The organism is Thalassiella azotivora (assembly GCF_054781695.1).
In genome coordinates this window covers 130,460-151,364 of record NZ_BAAGTX010000007.1, presented here as the reverse complement: position 1 = coordinate 151,364, position 20,905 = coordinate 130,460, and the positions used below count along the sequence as shown (strand labels likewise).

Here is a 20,905-nt window from a genome sequence, read left to right as displayed (position 1 = left end):
TGCCCCGGGAGGGACCGGAGGGTGGCATTTCGGGGTCGGCCGCGTGACCTGCGCCCCACGGGGTTCCGGCCGACCGGCGCACCCGCTACATTCTAAGCGGTCGCTTACCCCTCGACGTCCGGGAGATCTTCGTGAACGACGCCCAGCGCACCGCCATCGTGACCGGGGCCGCCCGCGGCATCGGTGCCGCCACCGCCCGCCGGCTGGCGGCCGACGGGATGGCCGTCGCCGTCCTGGACCTGGTGGAGGACTCCTGCGCCGACGTGGTCCGCGAGATCACCGACGCCGGCGGCCGCGCGATCGCGGTGGGCGCCGACGTCAGCGACGCCGCGCAGGTCGAGGCCGCGGTGGCGCGCGTCGCCGAGGAGCTCGGCGCCCCCACCGTGCTGGTGAACAACGCCGGGGTGCTGCGCGACAACCTGCTGTTCAAGATGTCCGTCGAGGACTGGGACGTCGTGATGGGCGTGCACCTGCGCGGCGCGTTCACCATGGCCAAGGCCGTCCAGGCCCACATGACCGCCGCGAGGTGGGGCCGGATCGTCAACCTGTCGAGCACCTCGGCGCTCGGCAACCGCGGCCAGTCCAACTACTCCGCCGCCAAGGCCGGCCTGCAGGGGTTCACCAAGACCCTCGCCATCGAGCTCGGCAAGTTCGGCGTGACGGCCAACGCCGTGGCGCCCGGCTTCATCGTCACCGAGATGACCCAGTCCACCGCGCAGCGGATGGGCATCACGTTCGAGCAGCTCACCGAGGGCGCAGCCGCCCAGATCCCGGTGCAGCGCGTGGGGCAGCCGGAGGACATCGCCCACGCGATCTCCTTCCTCGTCAGCGAGGGCGCCGGTTTCGTGTCCGGCCAGGTGCTCTACGTGGCCGGCGGGCCCAGGGGCTGAGGTGACGACGCCCCCCGAGGTCGACGGGCCGGGGTCGCGGCAGCTGCCGGGCCTCGACCTGGACCGGCTCACCGACCACCTGACCCGGCAGGGGATCGCCCCGGCCGGGCCGCTGACCGCCTCGATCGTCCCGGGGGGCCGCTCCAACCTGACCTACCGGGTCACCGACGGCAGCCACCGGTGGGTGCTGCGCCGTCCGCCGCTCGGGCACGTCCTCGCCACCGCGCACGACATGGCGCGCGAGCACCGCGTCATCAGCGCGCTCGCCGGGACGCCGGTGCCGGTGCCGGCGACCGTGCTGCTGTGCCAGGACGACGCCGTCCTGGGCGCGCCGTTCTACGTCATGGAGCAGGTCGACGGGACGCCGTACCGGCACCGCGACGAGCTGACCTCGCTGGGCCCGCAGCGCACGCGGGAGATCGCGCACCGGCTCGTCGACACGCTCGTCGACCTGCACGACGTCGACTACGAGGCCGTCGGGCTGGGGGACTTCGGCCGCCCCGAGGGGTACCTCGAGCGGCAGGTGCGGCGGTGGGGGACCCAGCTCGACGCCTCGCGCAGCCGCGACGTCGAGGGCGTCGACGCGCTGCGCGACCGGCTGGCGGCCAGCGTGCCCGCCTCGGCCGCGCCGACCGTCGTCCACGGCGACTACCGGCTCGACAACGTCCTCGTCGACGACGACGGCCGCCTGACCGCCGTCCTGGACTGGGAGATGGCCACGCTCGGCGACCCGCTCACCGACGTCGGCCTGCTGGTCATGTACTCCGGTCGCACGCTCTCGCAGGTGCCGGGCGCACCCGTCTCGGACGCGGCCACCGCCCCCGGGTACCCCGCGGCGTCGGAGCTGGCGCAGCGCTACGCCGAGCGCTCCGGTCGCGACCTCGGGCGGCTGGAGTGGTACGTCGCGATGAGCTACTTCAAGCTCGCCGTGATCCTCGAGGGCATCCACCTCAGGTACACCCAGGGCAAGACCGTCGGTGCGGGATTCGACCGCATCGGCGACCTCGTGCTGCCGCTCGTCCAGGCCGGGCTCAGCACGCTCGACGACGGGACGGAGCACTGATGGACTTCCAGCTCGACGCGCGCACCACCGAGCTCCGAGAGCGCCTGCTGGCGTTCATGGACGAGCACGTCTACCCGGCCGAGGCGGTGTTCGAGGAGCAGCGCGCGGCCGGCGACCGGTGGGCCGAGCCGCCCGTCGTCGACGAGCTGCGCGCCGTCGCCCGCGAGCAGGGGCTGTGGAACCTCTTCCTGCCCGGCGAGCACGGCGCCGGCCTGACCAACCTGCAGTACGCGCCCCTGGCGGAGGTCATGGGGCGCAGCCCGCACCTGGCGCCGCCGGCCACGAACTGCAACGCCCCCGACACCGGCAACATGGAGCTGCTGGCCGACTTCGGCACGCCGGAGCAGAAGGAGCGGTGGCTCGAGCCGTTGCTGCGCGGCGAGATCCGCTCGGGCTTCGGGATGACGGAGCCGGACGTCGCGTCGTCCGACGCCACCAACATCGGTACGCGCATCGAGCGCGACGGCGACGAGTACGTGGTGAACGGCCGCAAGTGGTGGACCACCGGGGCGATGAGCGACCGGTGCGAGATCTTCGTCGTGATGGGCAAGACGGACCCGGCCGCGGACCGGCACCGCCAGCAGAGCATGCTCCTCGTCCCGCGCGACACCCCCGGCGTGACCGTCGTCCGCGGCCTGACCGTGTTCGGGTACGACGACGGCGACCACGGCGGCCACGGTGAGCTGAGGCTGGAGGACGTGCGCGTGCCGGCGTCCAACCTGCTCGGCGGCGAGGGCGACGGCTTCGCGATCGCGCAGGCGCGCCTCGGCCCCGGCCGCATCCACCACTGCATGCGGATGATCGGGATGGCGGAGCGGGCGCTGGAGCTCGCGTGCCGGCGCGCCCTGGGCCGCGAGGCGTTCGGCAAGCCGCTGGCTGCGCAGGGCACCGTGCAGCAGTGGATCGCGGAGTCGCGGGTGCAGATCGAGCAGCTGCGGCTGCTGGTGCTGAAGACCGCGTGGCTCATGGACACGGTGGGCAACAAGGGCGCGCACACCGAGATCCAGGCCATCAAGATCGCCACGCCGTCCGTCGTCCAGCAGGTCGTCGACCGGGCGATCCAGGTCCACGGCGGCGGTGGGCTGTCCCAGGACTTCCCGCTCGGGAAGATGTACGCCGCGGTGCGCTCGCTGCGGTTGGCGGACGGCCCGGACGAGGTCCACAAGGCGTCCCTGGCCCGCCGGGAGCTCAAGAAGTACCGCTGAGTGAGTGCCCGGCGACACCGTGCTGACGACGCGGCCGGACGAGGTCGGCCGGTGACCCGACCGTGACCTGACCGTGATCCTCGGACCCCTTCTGCGGGATAGGTTTCCGGCCGATATCCAGGTATGGCAGGAGGCTTCGTGAGCGAGACCAGTGCGGTCCCGTGCGTGCGGTACGCAGGTCTGGCGGCGGCTCGGTTCGAGCACCCCGAGGGGGTGTGCGCCTGCTTCCACGGCGGCCCGGCGCCGGTGCTGACGGACCTGGCGCGCCTCGCGCAGCCCCGCGCCGTCCAGGCCGAGGCCAGCTGACGCGAGCCGGTTCACCCCCGGACGCGCCGATCCCCGGTGCCTCGTGGCGGCCACGACCTGCGTCGGGCCGACCACGAGGGACCGGGGATCGTCTGACTCAGCGCAGGCCGTTGCTGAGCGCGCTCACGAGCTCACCGTTGGCGGTGTCGCCGGAGAGCTCCCAGAAGAAGGCGCCCGCCAGGCCCTGCTGCTGGGCGTAGTCCATCTTCCCGGCGATGGTCTGCGGGGTGTCGTAGCTCCACCACTCGTTGCCGCAGAACGCGTACGCGGTGCCGGCGACCGTGCCCGTGGCCGGGCACCGCTCACGCAGGACCTTGTAGTCCTCGATCCCCGCCTCGTACGTGCCCCGCGCCGCGCCGGACGCCGAGCCGCCGGGGGCCGCCTGCGTGACGCCCGTCCAGCCCCGGCCGTAGAAGCCGACGCCGAGCAGCAGCTTGTCCGAGGGGATGCCCAGGCTGCGCAGCTTGCTGATCGCCGTCGAGGTGTCGAAGCCCTGGGTCGGCATGCCCGGGTAGCCCGTCAGGGGCGAGTGGGGGGCCGTCGGGCCGTCGCCGTCCCAGGCGCCGAAGAAGTCGTACGTCATCGGCATGTAGAAGTCGACGTACCGGGCGGCGCCCGCGTAGTCCGCCGCCTCGATCTTGCCGCCGCTCGTCCCGTCCGCCGTGATCGCCGCGGTCAGCAGCGCGTCCTGGCCGAACTCCTGGCGCAGTGCGCCCATCAGCCGGGGGAACGCCTCCCGGCCGCTGGTGTCGCAGGTCAGCCCGCAGGCGTTCGGGTACTCCCAGTCGATGTCGATGCCGTCGAACACGTCGGCCCACCGCGGGTCCTCGACCAGGTCGTGGCACGACTCGGCGAAGGCCGCCGGGTCCTGCGCGGCCTGGCCGAAGCCGCCGGACCACGTCCACCCGCCGAAGGACCAGATCACCTTGAGGTCGGGGTGCAGCTCCTTGAGCTCGCGCAGCTGGTTGAAGTTGCCGCGCAGCGGCTGGTCCCACGTGTCGGCGACGCCGTCGACGCTCTGCTCGGCGGTGTAGGCCTTCTCGTAGTCGGCGTAGGAGTCGCCGATGGTGCACCGGCCGTTCTGCACGTTGCCGAACGCGTACATGATGTGCGTCAGCTTGTCGGCCGAGCCGGACGTCTGGATGTCCTTGACGTGGTAGTTGCGACCGTAGGTGCCCCAGTTCGTGAAGTAGCCGACGACGTAGTCACCCGGCTCCGCGGGCGGGTCCGTGGGGTCGGTCGGGTCCGTCGGGTCGGTGGGGTCGGTGGGATCGGTCGGGTCCGTGGGGTCGGTCGGCTCGTCGGCGCAGGCGCCGAGGTCCTGCCAGACGCCGGACCCGCCGGTGCTGGGCGCCTCGCCCTGGGTCCACCAGCGCGCCTGCCAGTCGCGGCCGGCGTGCGAGGCCTTGTCGCCGCCGGTGTAGACGGTGGACGACGACCACGGGGCCGCGGTGCACTGCCCGGGCTCGGTCGGGTCCGTGGGGTCGGTCGGGTCCGTCGGGTCGGTCGGGTCCGTCGGGTCGGTCGGCCCGTCGGCGCAGGCGCCGAGGTCCTCCCAGACGCCGGAGCCGCCGGTGCTGGGCGCCTCGCCCTGGGTCCACCAGCGAGCCCGCCAGTCGCGGCCCGCGTAGGACGCCGTGTCGCCGCCGTTGTAGACGGTGGACGACGACCACGGCTCCGCCGCGCACTCACCGGGCTGGGTGGGCGGGTCGGTCGGCTCGGGGTCGGGCACGCCGGGGCCGCCGACGTCGAGGTCGACGCAGTTGTAGAAGGCCATCGGGGTGTCGGCGATGTTCCAGCGCGCCAGCACCGTGTGCCGTCCGGCGGGCAGGTCGGTCAGCGTGTGGGTGACCGAGGCGGGCGGCTGCTGCCCGCCCTGGTCGAACGTGCGGTGCAGCACGCCGTCGACGAAGTACTCCCACGTGCTGGTGCGGTGCCGGGCGGTCAGGTTCCAGCGGAAGTCCACGCTGCTGCCCACGGCGGTGACGGGCCACGGCCGGCTGTGCTCGTTGAGGATGGCGAACGCCTCGACGCCGCCGTTGCACTCGGTGGAGCCCTTGGGCGCCTCGACGCTCTGCGGCTCGTAGCTGACCTGCCCGCAGTCGAAGGACGTCGTTCCGTTCGCGCAGTGGTCCTGGCGGCTGGGGGGTGACGTCACCCAGCCGTGCGCCTCGGCCGTGGGTGACATCGCGAGGGGCACGGCCAGCGCCCCCGCCATGGCGGCCGCCAGTGCGGCCAGTCTCAGTCGTCGCATCGGTCTCTCGCTTCCTCGCTGGTGGGCGGCCGGCGCGGGCGCGTGGCCCGGCGCGCGGCCGGTGTGACCGCTGCCCGCTCGGAACCGGACGACGCTCGCGTGCGTCGGCTGGGTGGAGCGGGGACGGGACGCTCCTCTCGGCTCGGACCACCGGGTCCCCGGCGATCGGGACAAAAGCGGACGTCGCGGAAGCGTATGGAAGGGTTACTAACTAAACAAGAGGTATCGCGAGGCTTTCTGAAGGCGGTCGGCGCCTATCCGGCCGTCATCCCGCGGTCATCCGGCCGTCACCCGGCCGTCACCCCGTGGCGGGCGGCAGCAGGCGCCGGCCGGCGAAGCCCGTGTCCGCGGGGTGGTACCAGTGCAGCTCGCGCTCGCCCTCCAGCCAGCACCAGGCGACCGCCGACCCGTCGAGCGTCCCGGCGAAGTCCACGAGCAGCGGGGCGAAGCCCTTGAGCTCGGCGCCGGTGCGCTGCACCTGCGACATCAGGTCGTCCAACCGCGCCTGCGCCGCCTTCAGCTCCGGCAGCCCGCCGTGAGGCGACCACGCGCCGCCGCGCACGGCCGCGGACAGGTCCGCCGCGTCCGCCCGCACGGCGACGATCTCGTCCAGCACCGGCAGGAGGCGGGCCAGCTCGGCACGCGCCTCACGCAGGGTGAACAGGCCCACCGGGCCAGCCTGCCACGCCGGACCGGGAGAACCCCACGCGAACGCGACTCCGGTCGCAGAACCGGACGAACGGGGCGAGCATCGGGTCGGCGGTCGTCGGGGTGGACGGCCCGCGGCGCAACGGGGAGGACCGATGGGAGCACGTTCGCGCGCGGTGCGGGTCGCGGCGCTCGGAGGCGCCACCGTCCTGGTGGCGGGCTGCGGAGGCGTCGGCGGCGGCGACGGGGACGACGGCGCGGGCGGCGCCACCAGCATCAGCACCATGGGCTTCGGCCTGCCCGACGAGATCGCGACCGTCCGGGTCGACACCTACGAGGAGGAGTCGGGCGTCACGGTCGACGTCACCGAGGGCGACTTCGACGAGCAGCAGTTCCTGTCCGCCGTCGCCAGCGGCAACCCGCCGGACGCCGTCCGGATGAACCGCGAGCTCCTCGGCACCTACGCCGCCCGTGGCGCGCTGATGCCCGTCGACGACTGCATCGAGGACGCCGACGTCGACATGGACGCCTTCCGCGACCCCGCCGTCGACCAGGTCACCCTCGACGGCCAGGTCTGGGGGCTCCCGGAGTTCTACTCGGTGCGCGTCGTCATCGCCGACGACTCCGTCCTCCAGCAGTCCGGCGTGACGCCCGACCAGGTCGCCACCGGCGACTGGCAGCAGATCGCCGCCGCCAACCAGGCCATGTCCGCCGGGCAGGGCGGCCAGCTGAGCCGGATCGGCTACGACCCCAAGGTCCTGGACCTCCTGCCGCTGTGGGCGCAGGCCAACGGGGTGGAGGTCCTCAGCGAGGACGGCACCCGGGCCAACCTCGACGACCCCGCGGTCGTGGAGGCGGTGGAGTTCACCGCCTCCCTCGTGGAGCAGCAGGGCGGCTGGTCGGCCGTGAAGGCGTTCCGCGAGTCCTGGGACTTCTTCGGCGAGCAGAACCAGTACGCGGCCGACCAGCTCGGCGCGATGCCGATGGAGGACTGGTACGTCAACCAGCTCGCGGAGGTGTCCGGCGGCGAGCCCGGCGTCACGGTCCTGCCCTTCAAGGACCGCGAGGGCGAGGACCTCACCTACGCGACGGGCTCGGCATGGGCGATCCCGGCGGACGCGGCGCACCCGGCCGAGGCGTGCGACTTCATCGCCACGATGACGGACGCCGACACCTGGGTCGCTGCGGCCCGCGCCCGGGCCGAGGCGCTGCGGGCCGAGGGCGGCACCTACACCGGCACGTACACCGGCAACGAGGAGGCCGACGAGGTGATCTTCTCGGAGGTCTACGAGCCGTCCGGCGTCCCGGCCCTGGACCAGGGGGTCGAGACGATCCTCGACGTCCAGGACGACGCGTTCTCGCTGCCCGCCTCACGCGCCGGTGCCGAGTTCGAGCAGGCGTGGAAGAGCGCGGTCACCCGGGTCCTCGAGGGGCAGCAGACCGCGGCCGAGGCGATGGCGCAGGCGCAGCAGGAGGCCCAGCGGGCGCTGGACGAGGCGGGCGACTGACGTGACGGCCGTCCCCACCGGCGCCACCACGAGCGCGACCACGGACGCGGCCACCGCGCACCCCGGTCGCGGGCCGTCCTCCCCGCGCAGCGCGCGGCGGCGCGCCCAGCACCGGGCGGCCTACCTGTTCATCTCCCCGTGGGTCGTCGGGATGGTCGTCTTCACGGCCGGGCCGATGGTCGCCAGCCTCGTGCTGTCCTTCCTCGAGTACGACCTCATCGGCGAGCCCGAGGTCGTGGGGCTGGACAACTACCGCCAGGCGGTCCAGGACCCTCGGGTCGCGACGAGCCTGTGGAACACGGTGCTCTACACCGCGCTGCACGTGCCGCTGTCCCTCGCGCTGGCGATGGCCCTCGCCCTGCTGCTCGTGCGCCTCGGGCGGTCCGCTGGGCTCTTCCGGACCCTGGTGTACCTGCCGGTGATGACGCCGCCGGTGGCGATCGGGGCGATGTTCCTGCTGCTGCTCAACGGCCAGACCGGCCTGGTCAACGACGCCCTCGCGCTGGTGGGGGTCGACGGACCCGGGTGGACCACCGACCCGGCGTGGATCAAGCCGGGCATCGTCCTGATGAGCCTGTGGACCGTGGGCAGCACCGCGATCATCTACGTGGCCGCGCTGCGCGACGTGCCCCGCGAGCTGTACGAGGCCGCGATGCTGGACGGCGCGGGCGCGTGGCGGCGGTTCCGGTCGGTGACCCTGCCGATGGTCAGCGGCACGATCTACTTCACCGTCGTCGTCAACACCATCGCGTCGCTGCAGATCTTCGCCGAGGTCTACACGATGTACTTCGGCAGCTCGGCCGCTCAGAACGCCTCCGGCGACGCGGCGCTGTTCTACGTCATCTACCTGTTCCATCAGGCCTTCCAGTTCCTGCACATGGGCTACGCGTCGGCGCTGGCCTGGCTGCTGTTCCTGGTGATCGTGGCGATCACCGCGGTGCAGGTGCGGCTGGCGCGCAGCCGCGTCTACTACGAGGGGGAGCGGTGAGCGCGCCCGACGCCGTCCGCTCGACGTCCGCGCTCGCCGTTCAGGAGACCGCCGCCCCGCGACGTCCCGTCGAGCCGGAGCGCACCCGCCGCTGGCCGGTGCGGGTGCTGACCTGGACGGCGACCGCGGGCGTCACCGTCCTGTTCCTGTACCCCTTCGCCTGGCTGGTCAGCGCCTCGCTCAAGCCGCGCGCGCAGGTCTTCGACAACTCGCTGTGGCCGGACCCGGTGGCGTGGGAGAACTACGTGCGGGTGTGGGAGGCCGCGCCGATGCTGCTCTGGCTCGTCAACAGCGTCGTCGTCGGGCTGGCCGCGGCGGTCACGGTCACCGTCAGCAGCGCTCTCGTGGCGTTCGGGTTCGCGTACTTCCGCTTCCCCGGCCGCAACGTGCTGTTCGCGCTCGTGCTCGGCACGATGATGCTGCCCGGCGCGGTGACGATGGTGCCGCAGTACCTGCTGTGGAACGAGCTGGGCCTGGCCAGCACCCAGGTGCCGCTGTGGGCGCAGAACCTCTTCGGGTCGGCGTTCTACATCTTCCTCATGCGGCAGTTCTTCCTCAGCCTGCCGCGCGACCTGTTCGAGGCCGCGGTGCTGGACGGCGCGTCGTACTGGCGGATGTTCCGCTCGATCGCGCTGCCGTTGGCCAAGCCCGCGCTGGTCATCGTGTTCGTGTTCGAGCTGCGCGCGAGCTGGACCGACCTCATCAAGCCCCTGATCTACCTGCGCGACACCGAGCTCTACACGATCCCCCGCGGGCTGAAGGCGGTCGTCGACCAGTTCGGCCAGGGCGGTGAGATGCAGTGGGAGATCGTCATGGCCGCGTCCGTCGTCACGACCGTCCCGATGGTCCTGCTCTTCCTGTTCGCGCAGCGGTTCTTCGTCGAGGGGATCGCCACCACCGGCCGGGGCGGGGCCTGACGCTCGCCGTGCGGGGTCAGGGGGCCTCGTGCGACGGTGGTCGCCGTGCCAGCCCCGACCGACCTCCTGCGGCGAGCCCGCGCGGCCGTCGTCCGCCACCTGCCGCTGCGCCGGGACGGGGTCGCCCTCGTCGCCGCCGTCCGCGCGGGTGACGAGCACGGACCCGGGGACGCCGGCGAGACGCACCCGTGGTTGCTGACCGCCGCGGAGCGCGGCAACCCCGCGTCCCGGCTGCGCGCCTGGACCGCGGGCAACGACGTCACCCCGCTCGTCCACGGCAGGTCGTACCTGCCGGCGGTGACCGCCGCGGTGGACGCCGCGGACGACGGCGACCTCGTGCTGTTCACCGACTGGCGCGGCGACCCCGACGAGCGCGTCGAGGACGGCGGCCGGACGATCGCCCAGGTGCTGTCCCAGGCCGCCCGCCGGGGGGCCGTCGTCAAGGGGCTGATGTGGCGCTCGCACGTGGACCGGCTGCAGTTCTCCGCGGAGCAGAACCGCGACCTCACCGAGGACGTCGTGGCCGACGGCGGTGAGGTCCTGCTCGACCAGCGGGTGCGCCCCCTCGGCAGCCACCACCAGAAGCTCGTGGTCGTGCGCTACCGCGACCGCCCGCAGGACGACGTGGCGTTCGTCGGCGGCATCGACCTCGCGCACGGGCGCCGCGACGACGCCGACCACGGCGGCGACCCGCAGTCCGTCCGGTTCTCCGACCCGTACGGCGACCGGCCGGCCTGGCACGACGTCCAGGTCGCCGTCCGCGGGCCGGCCGTCCGGGACGCCGAGGACACCTTCCGCGAGCGCTGGGACGACCCGGCGGCGCTGTCCCGGCTGCCGTGGCACGTCGTCCCGGACCTGCTGCACCGTGCCGACCGCGACGCGTCCCGGCTGGGGGAGCCGTGGCCCGACCCGCCCGCCGCGGGGTCGTGCACGGTGCAGCTGCTGCGGACGTACCCCAACCGGTGGCCGGGGTACCCGTTCGCGCCGGACGGCGAGCGCAGCATCGCCCGCGCGTACGCCAAGGCGCTGCGGCGCGCGCGGCGCCTGGTCTACGTGGAGGACCAGTACCTGTGGTCCACGGACGTCGCCCGGGTGTTCGCCGAGGCGCTGCGCCGTGAGCCGGAGCTGCGCCTGGTGGCCGTCGTCCCGCGCCACCCCCGTCAGGACAGCCAGCTGTCCGCGGCCGCGGCGAACCTCGGCCACGCCCAGGCGCTGCGGCTGGTGCGCGAGGCGGGCGGCGAGCGGGTGCAGGTGCTCGACCTGGAGAACCGGGAGGGGCGGCCGGTCTACGTGCACGCGAAGGTGTGCGTGGTGGACGACGTGTGGGCGTCGGTGGGCAGCGACAACTTCAACCGCCGGTCCTGGACGCACGACTCCGAGCTGACCGCGGCCGTCCTGGACGACCGGCGGGACGAGCGGGAGCCGCGGGACCCCGCGGGGCTGGGGGACGGCGCGCGCCGGTTCGCCCGGGACCTGCGGCTGCGGCTGTGGCGCGAGCACCTCGACCGTGCGGACGACGGCTCGCAGGACCGGTCGGACGGCGGTGACCTGCTCGACCCGGTGCAGGGTGCGCAGGCCCTGCGGCGCTGCGCCGACGCGCTCGACGCCTGGCACGACGGCGGGTGCGTGGGGCCGCGACCGCCGGGCCGGGTGCGTCACCACGTCGTCGACCCACCGCCGCGGGTGCTGCGCGCGCTCGCGGCGCCGGTGTACCGGACGATGGTGGACCCGGACGGTCGCCCGCCGCGGATGAAGCTCCGCCGGCGGCACTGACGCCCGTGGGGGCGCCGTGTCGGTGAAGGTCCGGCGCGGAGGAGCCCGCCCTGGTTACGGTGCGCACTGGCCGGTGCGGGTGCCGATCCCGGTGCCGGTGATGCCGGTGATGCCGACGATGCCGACGCGATGAGGGGGACCCGTGCCCGACTACTGGGTGCTGTGCGACGCGCTGCCCGTGCACCTGCGGCTGACCGCGGCGTCGCTGGCCGAGGCGTCGGAGCGGGTCGAGCAGCTCTTCACCGTGGAGGGGACGCTGAACGTCGGTGACGAGGAGGACGGCATCGCCTACGTCGTCCGGCTCCCCATCAGCGGTCACGCGAAGATCACCACCAGTGGCCAGCACGTCGCCGGCCGGGCGCGGATCGTGCCGTTCGACGACCCCGGGCCGCACGGCTGGGCACGGGTGGGCCGCCGGCCCCGCTGACCTGCCCCCGGCCGGCCCGCTCGGTCGGCCCGTCTCTCAGCGCCAGTGGTCCGGCGGCGGCAGCCAGTCCGGCAGGGCGGTCTGCTGGTCGCCGCGCGCGCCCCCGACCTGGGTGCGGGTGAGGAACAGCGCCCGCCGCAGGTCGGCGCCGCGCAGGTCGGCGCCCCGCAGGTCGGCGCCGGTGAGGTCGGTCAGCGTGAGGTCGGCACCGCGCAGGTCCGCGCCGAGGAGCAGGGCCCCGCGCAGGCCGGCGCGGCGCAGGTCCGTGCGCCGCAGGTCGGCGCCGACGAGGTGGGTGCCGTGCCGGTCGGGACCGGGGGTGCCGCCGTCCGCACGGGCCGCCAGCGCCGCCTCCCGCAGGACGGCGTTGACACGTCCGCGCAGGTCGTCGACGTCCGCGCCGTCGACGTCGGGGAGGCGGTCGCGCAGGGCGAGCACGTCGGACCGCTGCCGTCGCAGCGCGGACCGCAGGTGGGCGGTGCCGGGCAGGCCGAGCGCCTCGGTGACGTACCAGAGCAGCTCGTGCAGGTCCCGGGCCGGTCCGAGGGCCCGCGTCGCCGTGGTCCGCGCCGCGGGGTCGGTCAGGACGTCGCGGCCGCGCAGGACGTGCGCGGTGACGTGCTGGCCGGCGCCGAAGCAGTCGTAGGCGGTGCAGCCGGGGAAGCCGCGCCGCCGCAGCGTCGCGTGGATCCCGCACCGGTGCGTGGCCAGCAGGTGCGGACAGGGTGTGCCGGGCGGCTTGTCGACCGCGAACTCGTCCGAGGCGGTGAAGCCGGGGACGACGCAGCACAGCGCGACGCAGTCCTCGCACCGCGCGACGAGGTCGCCGCGCCCCGGTGCGTCCGTCACGCCGGTCACGTCGGTCCCACCCGTCGTCCTCGTCAGGGCTGGAACACCAGGCGGCCGGTGGTGGTCCCCTGCCCGAGCCGGGTGACGCCGTCCGCGACGGCGTCGAACGGCAGCCGCTCGCTGACGTGCGGCCTGACCAGGCCCTCGGTCGCCAGCCGGGTCAGCTCCTCGTGGCAGGCGCGGACGGCGGCCGGGTCGACCTGGTTGTACAGGCCCCAGTGCAGCCCGACGATCGAGTAGTTCTTCACCAGCGCGTGCCCGAGCGGCGGGGTGGGGATGGTGCCCCCGGCGAAGCCGACGACGACGACCCGCCCCTCGAACGCCACGCACTTCGTCGACCCGGTGTAGGCGTCGCCGCCGACGGGGTCGTACACGAGGTCGGCGCCGCGGCCGTCGGTGACGTCCTTGACGACGGCGACGAAGTCCTCGGTGTGCCGGTCGACGACGACGTCGGCGCCGAGGGCGCGCGCCACCTCCGCCTTGGCGGGACCGCCGACGACGGCGACCACCCTGGCGCCCGCGGCCTTGGCGAGCTGGACGGCGGCGCTGCCGACCCCGCCGGCGGCGGCGTGCACGAGCACCGTCTCCCCGGCCTGCAGCCGGCCGCGGCGGTGCAGCCCGAACCAGCTCGTCTGGTAGCCGAGGTGCAGCGCGGCGGCCTCGGCGTCGTCCAGCGCCTGCGGCGCGGGGAACAGCGTGGCGGCGGGTGCGGTGACGAGCTCGGCGTAGGCGCCGTCCGGCAGGCCGGGCATCCCGATCACCCGGTCGCCGACGGCCAGGCCGTCGACGCCCTCGCCGAGCCCGACGACCTCACCGCACAGCTCGACGCCCGGGGTGAACGGCAGCGGCGGCCGGACCTGGTACTGGCCGCGGCACAGCAGCACGTCGGGGAAGTTCGCGGCGGCGCCGAGGACGCGCACCAGCGCCTGCCCTGGGCCGGGCTCGGGGTCGGGGACGTCGTGCAGCCGCAGCACGTCCGCCGGCTCGCCGAGCTCGTGCACCTGCCATGCCCTCATGCGTCGTCCTCCTGGGTGGGTCGTCCGGTCGTGCGGTCGGTCGGCGGGTCGGCGTGCAGGGACGCCAGGAGCAGGTCGGCGAAGTGCCGCGCGACCTGCGCGGCGGTGAGCGGCCCGTCGGCCCGGTACCACTGGCCGACGTGGTGCACCGAGCCGAAGAAGAAGTCGACGACGAGGTCGGGTGGCACCTCGGAGCGCAGGGTGCCGTCGGCGAGCCCGTCCTCGACCAGGGAACGGAACCGCTCGTGGTACTCGCGGCGCTGCGCCCGCACCTGCTTCTGGACGTCGGCGCTGAGCTGGTGCATGGACCGCTGGTAGATCCGGGCGTCCGGGAGGTTCGCCAACGTCGTGCGCACGACGTCGGCCGCCGCCTCGTGCAGCCGGGTCGCGGCCGGGGCGTCGGCGGCCGCGATCCGCTCGAGGTGCTCGGTCTGCATCGCGAGCAGCCGGGTGTAGATCTGCGCGAGCAGGTCGTCCTTGGACGCGTAGTAGTGGTACATCGCGCCCTTGGTCAGCCCGGCGGCGTCGACGACCTGCTGCACGGACGTGCCCTCGTAGCCGCGCTCGGCGAACAGCCGGGTCGCGGCGTCCAGCAGCCGCTGCGGCACGGACGGGCCGTCGCCCCTGCTCACCACCACGTCACCGCCACCACGGGCTCACGCGCCCGCCGACCCGTGGGCCCGGGCCGGCTCGGTCACGTCGGACGGTCCGGGCGCGTCGGACACCGACTGCCGGACGTGCCGCCACATCCGGCGCATCGCGGCGACCCAGCCGTCGGGGTCGCGGGCCTTGTCGGCGTAGTACGCGGCCACCTCGACGTGCGGGAGGATCAGCAGGTCCTCGCCGCGCAGGGCCTCGGCGACGGCGTCGGCGACGTCCTCCGGGTCGAGCGCGTCACGGGTGAGGATGGCGGCGCCGGTCTCACCGGCGTCGGCGAGCATCCGGGTCCGCACGCCCTGCGGGCACAGGGCCTGGACGACGACCCCGCGGTCGCCGTACGTCGCCGCCAGCCACTCGGCGTGCGCGACGGCGGCGTGCTTGGTTACCGCGTAGGGGGCGGCGCCGAGCATGGTCAGCAGCCCGGCGGCGGAGGCGGTGACGACGAGCCGGCCGCCGCCCCCCTCCAGCCAGGTCGGCAGCAGGACCCGCGCGGCCCGCACGTGCGCCATGACGTTGACCTCCCAGGAGGCCTGCCACAGCTCCTCGGGGGCCTCGGGTCCGCCGCCGAAGGCGACGCCGGCGTTGGCGAAGAAGACGTCGACGCGCCCGAGGTGGGCGGTGGCGGCGTCGACCAGGTGGCGCACGCCCTCCTCGGTCGCCACGTCACCGGGGACGGCGAGACCGCCGACCTCGTGGGCGACGCGCTGCGCGCCGTCCGCGTCGAGGTCGGCGACGACGAGCCGCGCGCCCTCGGCGGCGAGGCGACGGGCGATGGCCGCGCCGATGCCGTGGGCGCCGCCGGTGACGACGACGCCCTGGCCGGAGACGGGGTGCGGTGTGGTGGGGTCCTGGCCGGGCTGGGAGGTCACGTCACACCCCGCCGGTCAGGGTGACGCCGCCGTCGAGGACGAGGGTGCGGCCGGTGACCCACGACGCGTCGTCGCCGAGGAGGAAGGCCACGGCGCCGGCGACGTCCTCGGGGACGCCGAGCCGCTTGAGCGGGTAGGTGTCGGCGACCTGCTCCTCGCGGCCCTCGTACAGGGCGGTCGCGAAGCGGGTCTTGACGACGGCGGGCGCCACGGCGTTGACGCGGACGTGGGGGCCGAGCTCGACCGCCAGCTGCGAGGTCAGGTAGCTCAGCATCGCCTTGCTGGCGCCGTAGAAGCCGATCCCCGGCGCGGGGCGGGTGCCGGCGACGGAGGAGATGTTGACGACGGCGCCGCCGTGCTCCTTCATCCAGGCGCGGTGGACCTCCTGCACCCACGCGAGCGCGGCGACGGCGTTGACCTCGACGATCTTGCGGGCGGCGTCGAGGTCGATGTCGATGATCGGCCCGTACACCGGGTTGATGCCGGTGTTGTTGACGAGCAGGTGCGCGCCGCCGAGCTCGGCGACGGTGCGGCGGACCGCCTCGGCGCGGTGCTCGGGGTCGTCGGCGCCACCCGCGACGCCGATCGCGACGTCCGCGCCGGCCCGATCGTTGAGGGCGGCGACCGCCTCACCCAGGGGGCCGTCCTTGCGGGCGGTCAGGCAGACCCTGGCCCCCTGGTCGACCAGCCGCTCGGCGATCGCGAGCCCGATGCCCCGGCTGGCGCCGGTGACGATCGCGGCCTTCCCCTCGAACGTGCCCATGCAGGTTCCTCCTCGTGCGCGGACCGACCGGTGGTGCTACCGACCAGTCGGTATGTTCCGCGCAGCGTAGGTGCCCGCCCGGACGGCTGACAAGGGGCCCGCGGGCCGCGTGGGGCGGCTCACCCCGCCGGTCACGCCGAGGGGGAGTCCCCGCCCAGCTCGCGCAGGTAGCGCTCCACGTCGGCGGCCAGCGCGTCCGCGTCCGGCATCTCCTCCGGCGGCAGGCTCGGGTTGAGCAGCCCGGGCCCGTCCAGCGACCGGCCCGCGGCCACGGCGTCGTACTGGCGCTCCAGCCCACGGACCGCCTCGAGCGTCTCCGGGGCGTCCGCCACCTGCTTGTCGATCTCCGCGAGGACGTCGACCCCCGCGTCGCGCAGGCGCTGCGTCGGCAGGTCCAGCTCGGTGGTCTCGCCGACGGCCTCCAGCAGGGCCACGGACGCCGGCGGGAACTCCGCGCCGGTCAGGTAGTGCGGCACGTGCGCGGTGAAGCCCATCGACCGGTGCCCGGCCTGCGCCAGCCTCAGCTCGATCAGGGCGCTCGCGTGCCCCGGCACCTCGACGTCCCCGACCCAGCGCGGGCGGCCCGCGATGAGCGACCGGTCGCTGGCGTGCGGCGTCAGCCCGACCGGGCGGGTGTGCGGGGCGGCCCACGGGATGCCGTGCAGCCCGATCGTCAGCGAGGTGCCGGTGCGCTCCACGAGGTCGACCACGGCGGCCGCGAACCGGTTCCACTGCGTGTCCGGCTCCGGCCCGGTCATGACGAGGAACGGCCGGTCGTGCCGGTCGCGCACCAGGTGGACGACGAGCTCGGGCATCTCGACGGACTCGAACCGGTCCTGGCGGAACGTCATCCGCGGACGGCGGGCCCGGTAGTCGACCAGCTGGTCGGCGTCGAACCTGGCGAGCGGCGTCGACCGCATCTCGGCGAGCAGGTGGCCGACGGCGGTCGACGCGGCGGACCCGGCGTCGACGAAGCCCTGCAGGGCGTGCAGCAGCACCGGGCCCTCGCCGCGGGCAGCCTGCGCCGGCTCGTCCTGGACCGGCAGGTCGGCGACCAGCTCGGCCAGCACCTGCTCGTCCAGCTCGTAGAGCTCCCTGGGGCTCCGCACGTGGTCCACCCTCTCCTCTTCGCACTCGTGAGCACGACCGCGCCGCGCGGGACGGGCGCGGGTACCAGTGTGAACGCCCCGCCCGCCCGGACTCATCCCGGCCCGCGTGTCCGAGATCGTCAGACACCCGTCCTTGTGGACACGACCGGGTCGCACCCACGATCGGGGACGTGCACGACGTCACGTTCGTCCTCTACGACGGGTTCCAGAGCCTGGACCTCGCCGGCCCGCTCGAGGTCCTGGACGGCGCGAGCCAGGGGCTGCCGTCCCACCAGGGGTACCGCCTGCGCCTGCTCGGCGGGACGACCGGCGCGACGTCCGTGCGCTCGTCCAGCGGGCTGCGGGTCGGGGTCGACGCCGCCCTGGTCGGGCCGGACCCGGGCGACGGCGCGCTGCGGGCCGACCGGATCGGCACGCTCGTCGTCGTCGGCGGGGACGGCGCCACCGCGGCCGCCGCCGACGGCGCGCTCGTCGCCGCCGTCGACACCCTGGCCGCGCGCGCCGACCGGGTCACGTCCGTCTGCTCCGGCGCGCTGGTGCTGGCGGCTACCGGACGGCTCGACGGCAGGCGGGCGACGACCCACTGGTCGCGGTGCGCCGAGCTGGCCGCCCGGCACCCGCAGGTCGACGTCGACCCGGACGCCATCTACGTGCGCGACGGCGACGTGTGGACCTCGGCCGGCGTCACCGCCGGGATGGACCTGGCCCTCGCCCTCGTCGCCGACGACCACGGCGCCGCGCTCGCCCACACCGTCGCCACCTGGCTCGTCATGGTGGTGCAGCGCGCCGGCGGGCAGTCGCAGTTCAGTCCCCAGCTCGTGCCGTCCGCCCGCGCCGAGCCCCTGCGGCACCTGACGACGTGGATCGCGGACCACCTCGGCTCCGACCTGTCGGTCGCCGCCCTCGCCCGCAGGGCCGCCGTCAGCGAGCGGCACCTGACCCGGCTCTTCGCCGCCGAGCTCGGGACCACCCCGGCCGCGTACGTCCAGGCCGTCCGCGTCGACGCGGCGCGGCGCCTGCTCGAGACGACCGACCTCACCGTCGCCGACGTGGCGTCCCGCGTCGGCTTCCGCAGCGACGCCGTCCTCCACCGCGCCTTCGGCCGCAGCGTGCGCACGACCCCCGCCGCCTACCGCCGCCACTTCGCGGCGCCCGTCCCGACCCCCCGGACCGCCACCACCGCCAGGAGCTGACCGTGCAGATCGCCATCGCCCTCTTCCCCGAGTTCACCTCCCTCGACGCCATGGGCCCCTACCAGGTGCTCCAGCACCTGCCGGGCGTGGACCTGCGCCTGTGCGCCGCGCGGCGGGGACGCGTCGACGACGACGCCGGGCTCCTGCACATCGACGTCGACCACACCTTCGACGACGTGCCCCGCCCCGACGTCGTCGTCGTCCCCGGCGGCACGGTCACCCGGCGGATGGCGGTCGACGGGAACGACGTCGTCGAGTGGGTGCGGTCCGCCCACCCCTCCACGGCCTGGACGACGTCGGTCTGCACCGGCTCGCTGGTCCTCGGCGCCGCCGGGGTGCTCGACGGGCTGGCCGCCACCACCCACTGGAGCGCCTACGACGCGCTCGCGGGCTTCGGGGCGCGGCCCACGGGCCAGCGGGTCGTCGTGCAGGGCAAGGTCGTCACCGGGGCGGGCGTGTCGGCCGGGATCGACATGGCGCTCACCCTGGTGGCCGAGATCGCCGGCCCCGAGGTGGCGCAGTCCATCCAGCTCGGCATCGAGTACGACCCCCAGCCGCCGTTCGACGCGGGGTCCCCGGAGAAGGCACCGGCGTCCGTCCGCGACGGGTTGCTCGCCCGCTCGATCTGACCGCCCACCCGGCCATCGACCCGGCCATCGACCCGGCCATCGATCCGGTCATCGAGCCGACCGCCGGGACGGGTCAGGCGTTCTCGCGCCGGAACGTCGTCGTGCCCCACCAGACGGCCACCGACACGAGGACCCCGGTCCACACCGCGCCCCACAGCGTCGCCGAGGTCGCGACGTCCCCGGCGAACGAGCCCCGCACCGCCTGGACGACGTGCTTGATCGGCATGACGTCGCTCAGCGTCTCCAGCCACCCCGGGGCGATCGTCATCGGCAGCAGGATCCCCGACAGCAGCAGCACCGGCAGCAGCACGGCGTTGAGCAGCGGCGCCATGACGTCCTCGCTCTTGGTGGTCAGCGCCACCGCGTAGGACGCCGCGGCGCAGGCCGCGCCGAGCAGGATCGTCAGCAGCACCCCGAGCACGAGGCCGACCGCCGACGCGCGCATGCCCATCACGAAGCCGAGGACGCACAGCACGACCGCCTGCACGAGGATCTGCAGCAGGTCGCGCCACAGCCGCCCCATGAGCAGCGCGGTGCGGCTCGCCGGGGTCACGCGCTCCGCCTCCACGACACCCTCGCGCCACTCGGCGATCAGGCCGAACCCCGCGAAGAACGCGCCGAAGACGCCGAGCTGGACGAGCAGGCCCGGGACGAAGAACGTGTACGCGTTCTGGGCGCCGAACCGGTCCACCAGCGGCTCGAGCAGCGGCGCGAACAGCAGCAGGTAGAGCACCGGCTGGGTCAGCCCGATGATCACCCACGCGGGGTTGCGCAGGTTCATCCGCAGCTGGCGCCTGAACACGATGAAGGACTCACGCAGGAAGGTCATGGTGCTCCTCACACGCCCTCGCGCAGCGAGCGGCCGGTCAGGGTCAGGAAGACGTCGTCGAGGGTGGGGCGGCGCACCTCGATGTGCCTCAGGTCGATGCCGGCCGCGTCGAGGTCGCGGACGAGCCCGGGGACCTGCGTCCCCGCCTTGCTCAGCCGCGCCCGCACGACGGTCCCGTCGACCTCGACGGGGTCGCCGCCGTCGACCGTGCGCGCGAGCGCGGCCAGCCGCTCCGCCGCCGCGGGCACCGTCGAGGGCACCACGACGTCCAGGACCACGAGGTCGCCGGACACCTCCTCCTTCAGCGCGTCCGGGGTGTCGGCCGCGATGATCTCGCCGTGGTCGATGACCACGACCCGGTCGCTCAGCGCGTCGGCCTCGTCGAGGTAGTGGGTCGTGAGGAAGACGGTGACCCCGCGCCGGTCCCGCAGGTCGCGGATGTGGGTCCACAGGTTCGCCCGGGCCTGCGGGTCGAGGCCCGTCGTCGGCTCGTCGAGGAAGACCAGCCGCGGGTCGTGCACCAGGCCCATCGCGATGTCGAGCCGCCGGCGCTGCCCACCCGACATCGCCTTCGGCTGGCGCTCCCACATGCCGTCCAGGTCCAGCTGCTCGAACAGCTCCCGCCCCCGCCGCTCCGCCTGCTGCCGGGAGACCCCGTAGAGCATGCCGTGGTCCATGATCTCCTCGCCGGCGCGGGCGACCTGGCTGGTCGAGCCCGACTGGGAGACGTACCCGATGCTGCGTCGCACGTCGACGGGCTGGGTCAGGACGTCGAAGCCCGCCACCGACGCCGTCCCCGCGGTCGGGCGCAGCAGGGTGGTGAGCATCCGCAGCGTCGTCGTCTTCCCGGCCCCGTTCGGGCCGAGGAACGACACCACCTCGCCCTCCGCGACGTCGAGGTCGACGCCCTTCACCGCCTGCACGTCCACGGTCCGGCGGCCCTGCCGGGTGCGGAACGTCTGCACGAGTCCTCGGGCGGTGATCACGGCGTGCCTCTCGTCGGCGGACG

At 74.4% G+C, this 20,905-nt stretch carries 20 protein-coding genes and 2 pseudogenes; 11 read left to right on the top strand and 11 right to left on the bottom strand.

The annotated features are described in order from the left end of the window. The first annotated feature begins 131 nt into the window (after nt 1-131). The 4 genes from fabG (at nt 132) to ACYVQV_RS06790 (ending at nt 3,464) form a co-directional block, all read left to right on the top strand. On the top strand, nt 132-890 hold the full coding sequence (fabG, locus tag ACYVQV_RS06805; protein ID WP_461022510.1) for a 3-oxoacyl-ACP reductase FabG: 759 nt from the start codon (nt 132-134) through the stop codon (nt 888-890). A gap of 1 nt (nt 891) precedes the next feature. Continuing rightward, nucleotides 892-1,953: a phosphotransferase family protein gene (locus ACYVQV_RS06800; RefSeq protein ID WP_461022509.1), complete on the top strand. Its 1,062-nt coding sequence runs from the start codon at nt 892-894 to the stop codon at nt 1,951-1,953. Then, nucleotides 1,953-3,158, top strand: a complete 1,206-nt coding sequence (locus ACYVQV_RS06795; protein ID WP_461022508.1) for an acyl-CoA dehydrogenase family protein — start codon at nt 1,953-1,955, stop codon at nt 3,156-3,158. Before ACYVQV_RS06800 ends, ACYVQV_RS06795 begins: the two co-directional genes overlap by 1 nt. A 138-nt stretch (nt 3,159-3,296) precedes the next feature. Beyond that, nucleotides 3,297-3,464 carry a hypothetical protein gene (locus ACYVQV_RS06790; RefSeq protein ID WP_461022507.1) on the top strand — a complete coding sequence of 56 codons (168 nt, stop codon included), beginning with the start codon at nt 3,297-3,299 and terminating at the stop codon, nt 3,462-3,464. 97 nt (nt 3,465-3,561) lie between these two features. Here ACYVQV_RS06790 and ACYVQV_RS06785 read toward each other — a convergent pair whose 3' ends face one another. From ACYVQV_RS06785 to ACYVQV_RS06775, 3 genes and pseudogenes are all read right to left on the bottom strand, one after another. Further along, nucleotides 3,562-5,196 carry a glycosyl hydrolase family 18 protein gene (locus ACYVQV_RS06785; protein ID WP_461022522.1) on the bottom strand — a complete coding sequence of 545 codons (1,635 nt, stop codon included), beginning with the start codon at nt 5,194-5,196 and terminating at the stop codon, nt 3,562-3,564. Nucleotides 5,197-5,226: 30 nt separating this feature from the next. After that, a pseudogene (locus ACYVQV_RS06780) lies at nt 5,227-5,652 on the bottom strand (lytic polysaccharide monooxygenase auxiliary activity family 9 protein); the annotation flags it as partial. A 364-nt stretch (nt 5,653-6,016) separates the two neighbouring features. Beyond that, nucleotides 6,017-6,388, bottom strand: coding sequence for a DUF2203 family protein (locus tag ACYVQV_RS06775; RefSeq protein ID WP_461022506.1), 372 nt, complete (start codon nt 6,386-6,388; stop codon nt 6,017-6,019). Nucleotides 6,389-6,521: 133 nt separating this feature from the next. On the opposite strand from ACYVQV_RS06775, the gene ACYVQV_RS06770 reads away from it, so the two are divergent. The 5 genes from ACYVQV_RS06770 to ACYVQV_RS06750 all read left to right on the top strand — a co-directional run bounded on the left by ACYVQV_RS06770 (nt 6,522) and on the right by ACYVQV_RS06750 (nt 11,979). Next, nucleotides 6,522-7,874 carry an ABC transporter substrate-binding protein gene (locus ACYVQV_RS06770; protein WP_461022505.1) on the top strand — a complete coding sequence of 451 codons (1,353 nt, stop codon included), beginning with the start codon at nt 6,522-6,524 and terminating at the stop codon, nt 7,872-7,874. A gap of 1 nt (nt 7,875) precedes the next feature. Continuing rightward, nucleotides 7,876-8,862 (top strand): carbohydrate ABC transporter permease, encoded by a 987-nt coding sequence (locus ACYVQV_RS06765; protein ID WP_461022504.1) that lies wholly within the window; start codon nt 7,876-7,878, stop codon nt 8,860-8,862. Next, nucleotides 8,859-9,779 carry a carbohydrate ABC transporter permease gene (locus ACYVQV_RS06760; protein WP_461022503.1) on the top strand — a complete coding sequence of 307 codons (921 nt, stop codon included), beginning with the start codon at nt 8,859-8,861 and terminating at the stop codon, nt 9,777-9,779. Before ACYVQV_RS06765 ends, ACYVQV_RS06760 begins: the two co-directional genes overlap by 4 nt. Before the next feature lie 45 nt (nt 9,780-9,824). Next, the gene (locus tag ACYVQV_RS06755; RefSeq protein ID WP_461022502.1) at nt 9,825-11,552 is read left to right on the top strand and encodes a phospholipase D family protein; all 1,728 of its coding nucleotides are present in this window, start codon (nt 9,825-9,827) and stop codon (nt 11,550-11,552) included. A gap of 142 nt (nt 11,553-11,694) precedes the next feature. Continuing rightward, nucleotides 11,695-11,979, top strand: coding sequence for a hypothetical protein (locus tag ACYVQV_RS06750; protein ID WP_461022501.1), 285 nt, complete (start codon nt 11,695-11,697; stop codon nt 11,977-11,979). On the opposite strand, the pseudogene ACYVQV_RS06745 reads toward ACYVQV_RS06750, so the two are convergent. From ACYVQV_RS06745 to ACYVQV_RS06720, 6 genes and pseudogenes are all read right to left on the bottom strand, one after another. Next, nucleotides 11,955-12,828, bottom strand: a pseudogene (locus tag ACYVQV_RS06745) (pentapeptide repeat-containing protein); the annotation flags it as partial. The gene ACYVQV_RS06750 and the pseudogene ACYVQV_RS06745 overlap by 25 nt on opposite strands. Before the next feature lie 32 nt (nt 12,829-12,860). Further along, nucleotides 12,861-13,844 carry an NADPH:quinone oxidoreductase family protein gene (locus ACYVQV_RS06740; RefSeq protein WP_461022500.1) on the bottom strand — a complete coding sequence of 328 codons (984 nt, stop codon included), beginning with the start codon at nt 13,842-13,844 and terminating at the stop codon, nt 12,861-12,863. Next, the gene (locus tag ACYVQV_RS06735) at nt 13,841-14,476 is read right to left on the bottom strand and encodes a TetR/AcrR family transcriptional regulator (protein ID WP_461022499.1); all 636 of its coding nucleotides are present in this window, start codon (nt 14,474-14,476) and stop codon (nt 13,841-13,843) included. The genes ACYVQV_RS06740 and ACYVQV_RS06735 overlap by 4 nt, the downstream gene beginning before the upstream one ends. 24 nt (nt 14,477-14,500) lie before the next feature. After that, nucleotides 14,501-15,373, bottom strand: a complete 873-nt coding sequence (locus ACYVQV_RS06730) for an SDR family oxidoreductase (RefSeq protein ID WP_461022498.1) — start codon at nt 15,371-15,373, stop codon at nt 14,501-14,503. Between the two features lies 1 nt (nt 15,374). Next, nucleotides 15,375-16,136 carry an SDR family oxidoreductase gene (locus ACYVQV_RS06725; RefSeq protein ID WP_461022497.1) on the bottom strand — a complete coding sequence of 254 codons (762 nt, stop codon included), beginning with the start codon at nt 16,134-16,136 and terminating at the stop codon, nt 15,375-15,377. A gap of 131 nt (nt 16,137-16,267) precedes the next feature. Then, nucleotides 16,268-17,245, bottom strand: a complete 978-nt coding sequence (locus ACYVQV_RS06720; protein ID WP_461022496.1) for a PAC2 family protein — start codon at nt 17,243-17,245, stop codon at nt 16,268-16,270. A gap of 170 nt (nt 17,246-17,415) precedes the next feature. Between ACYVQV_RS06720 and ACYVQV_RS06715 the strand changes: the two genes are divergently transcribed. After that, on the top strand, nt 17,416-18,438 hold the full coding sequence (locus ACYVQV_RS06715) for a GlxA family transcriptional regulator (protein WP_461022495.1): 1,023 nt from the start codon (nt 17,416-17,418) through the stop codon (nt 18,436-18,438). A 2-nt stretch (nt 18,439-18,440) separates the two neighbouring features. Then, nucleotides 18,441-19,067, top strand: coding sequence for a DJ-1/PfpI family protein (locus ACYVQV_RS06710; RefSeq protein WP_461022494.1), 627 nt, complete (start codon nt 18,441-18,443; stop codon nt 19,065-19,067). Between the two features lie 73 nt (nt 19,068-19,140). Here ACYVQV_RS06710 and ACYVQV_RS06705 read toward each other — a convergent pair whose 3' ends face one another. Together ACYVQV_RS06705 and ACYVQV_RS06700 are read right to left on the bottom strand one after the other, a co-directional pair. Next, entirely contained in the window at nt 19,141-19,896 is a 756-nt protein-coding gene (locus tag ACYVQV_RS06705) for an ABC transporter permease (RefSeq protein WP_461022493.1), read from the bottom strand. 8 nt (nt 19,897-19,904) lie between these two features. Beyond that, a complete protein-coding gene (locus ACYVQV_RS06700; protein WP_461022492.1) occupies nt 19,905-20,882 on the bottom strand; it encodes an ATP-binding cassette domain-containing protein in 978 nt (325 codons plus the stop codon). Nucleotides 20,883-20,905: the final 23 nt, after the last annotated feature.

Bases quoted from the DNA above. Each gene is read 5' to 3' on its own strand.
- ACYVQV_RS06795 (WP_461022508.1), top strand. From the start codon at position 1,953: ATGGACTTCCAGCTCGACGCGCGCACCACCGAGCTCCGAGAGCGCCTG.
- ACYVQV_RS06770 (WP_461022505.1), top strand. From the start codon at position 6,522: ATGGGAGCACGTTCGCGCGCGGTGCGGGTCGCGGCGCTCGGAGGCGCC.
- ACYVQV_RS06740 (WP_461022500.1), bottom strand. From the start codon at position 13,844: ATGAGGGCATGGCAGGTGCACGAGCTCGGCGAGCCGGCGGACGTGCTG.
- ACYVQV_RS06725 (WP_461022497.1), bottom strand. From the start codon at position 16,136: ATGGGCACGTTCGAGGGGAAGGCCGCGATCGTCACCGGCGCCAGCCGG.
- ACYVQV_RS06705 (WP_461022493.1), bottom strand. From the start codon at position 19,896: ATGACCTTCCTGCGTGAGTCCTTCATCGTGTTCAGGCGCCAGCTGCGG.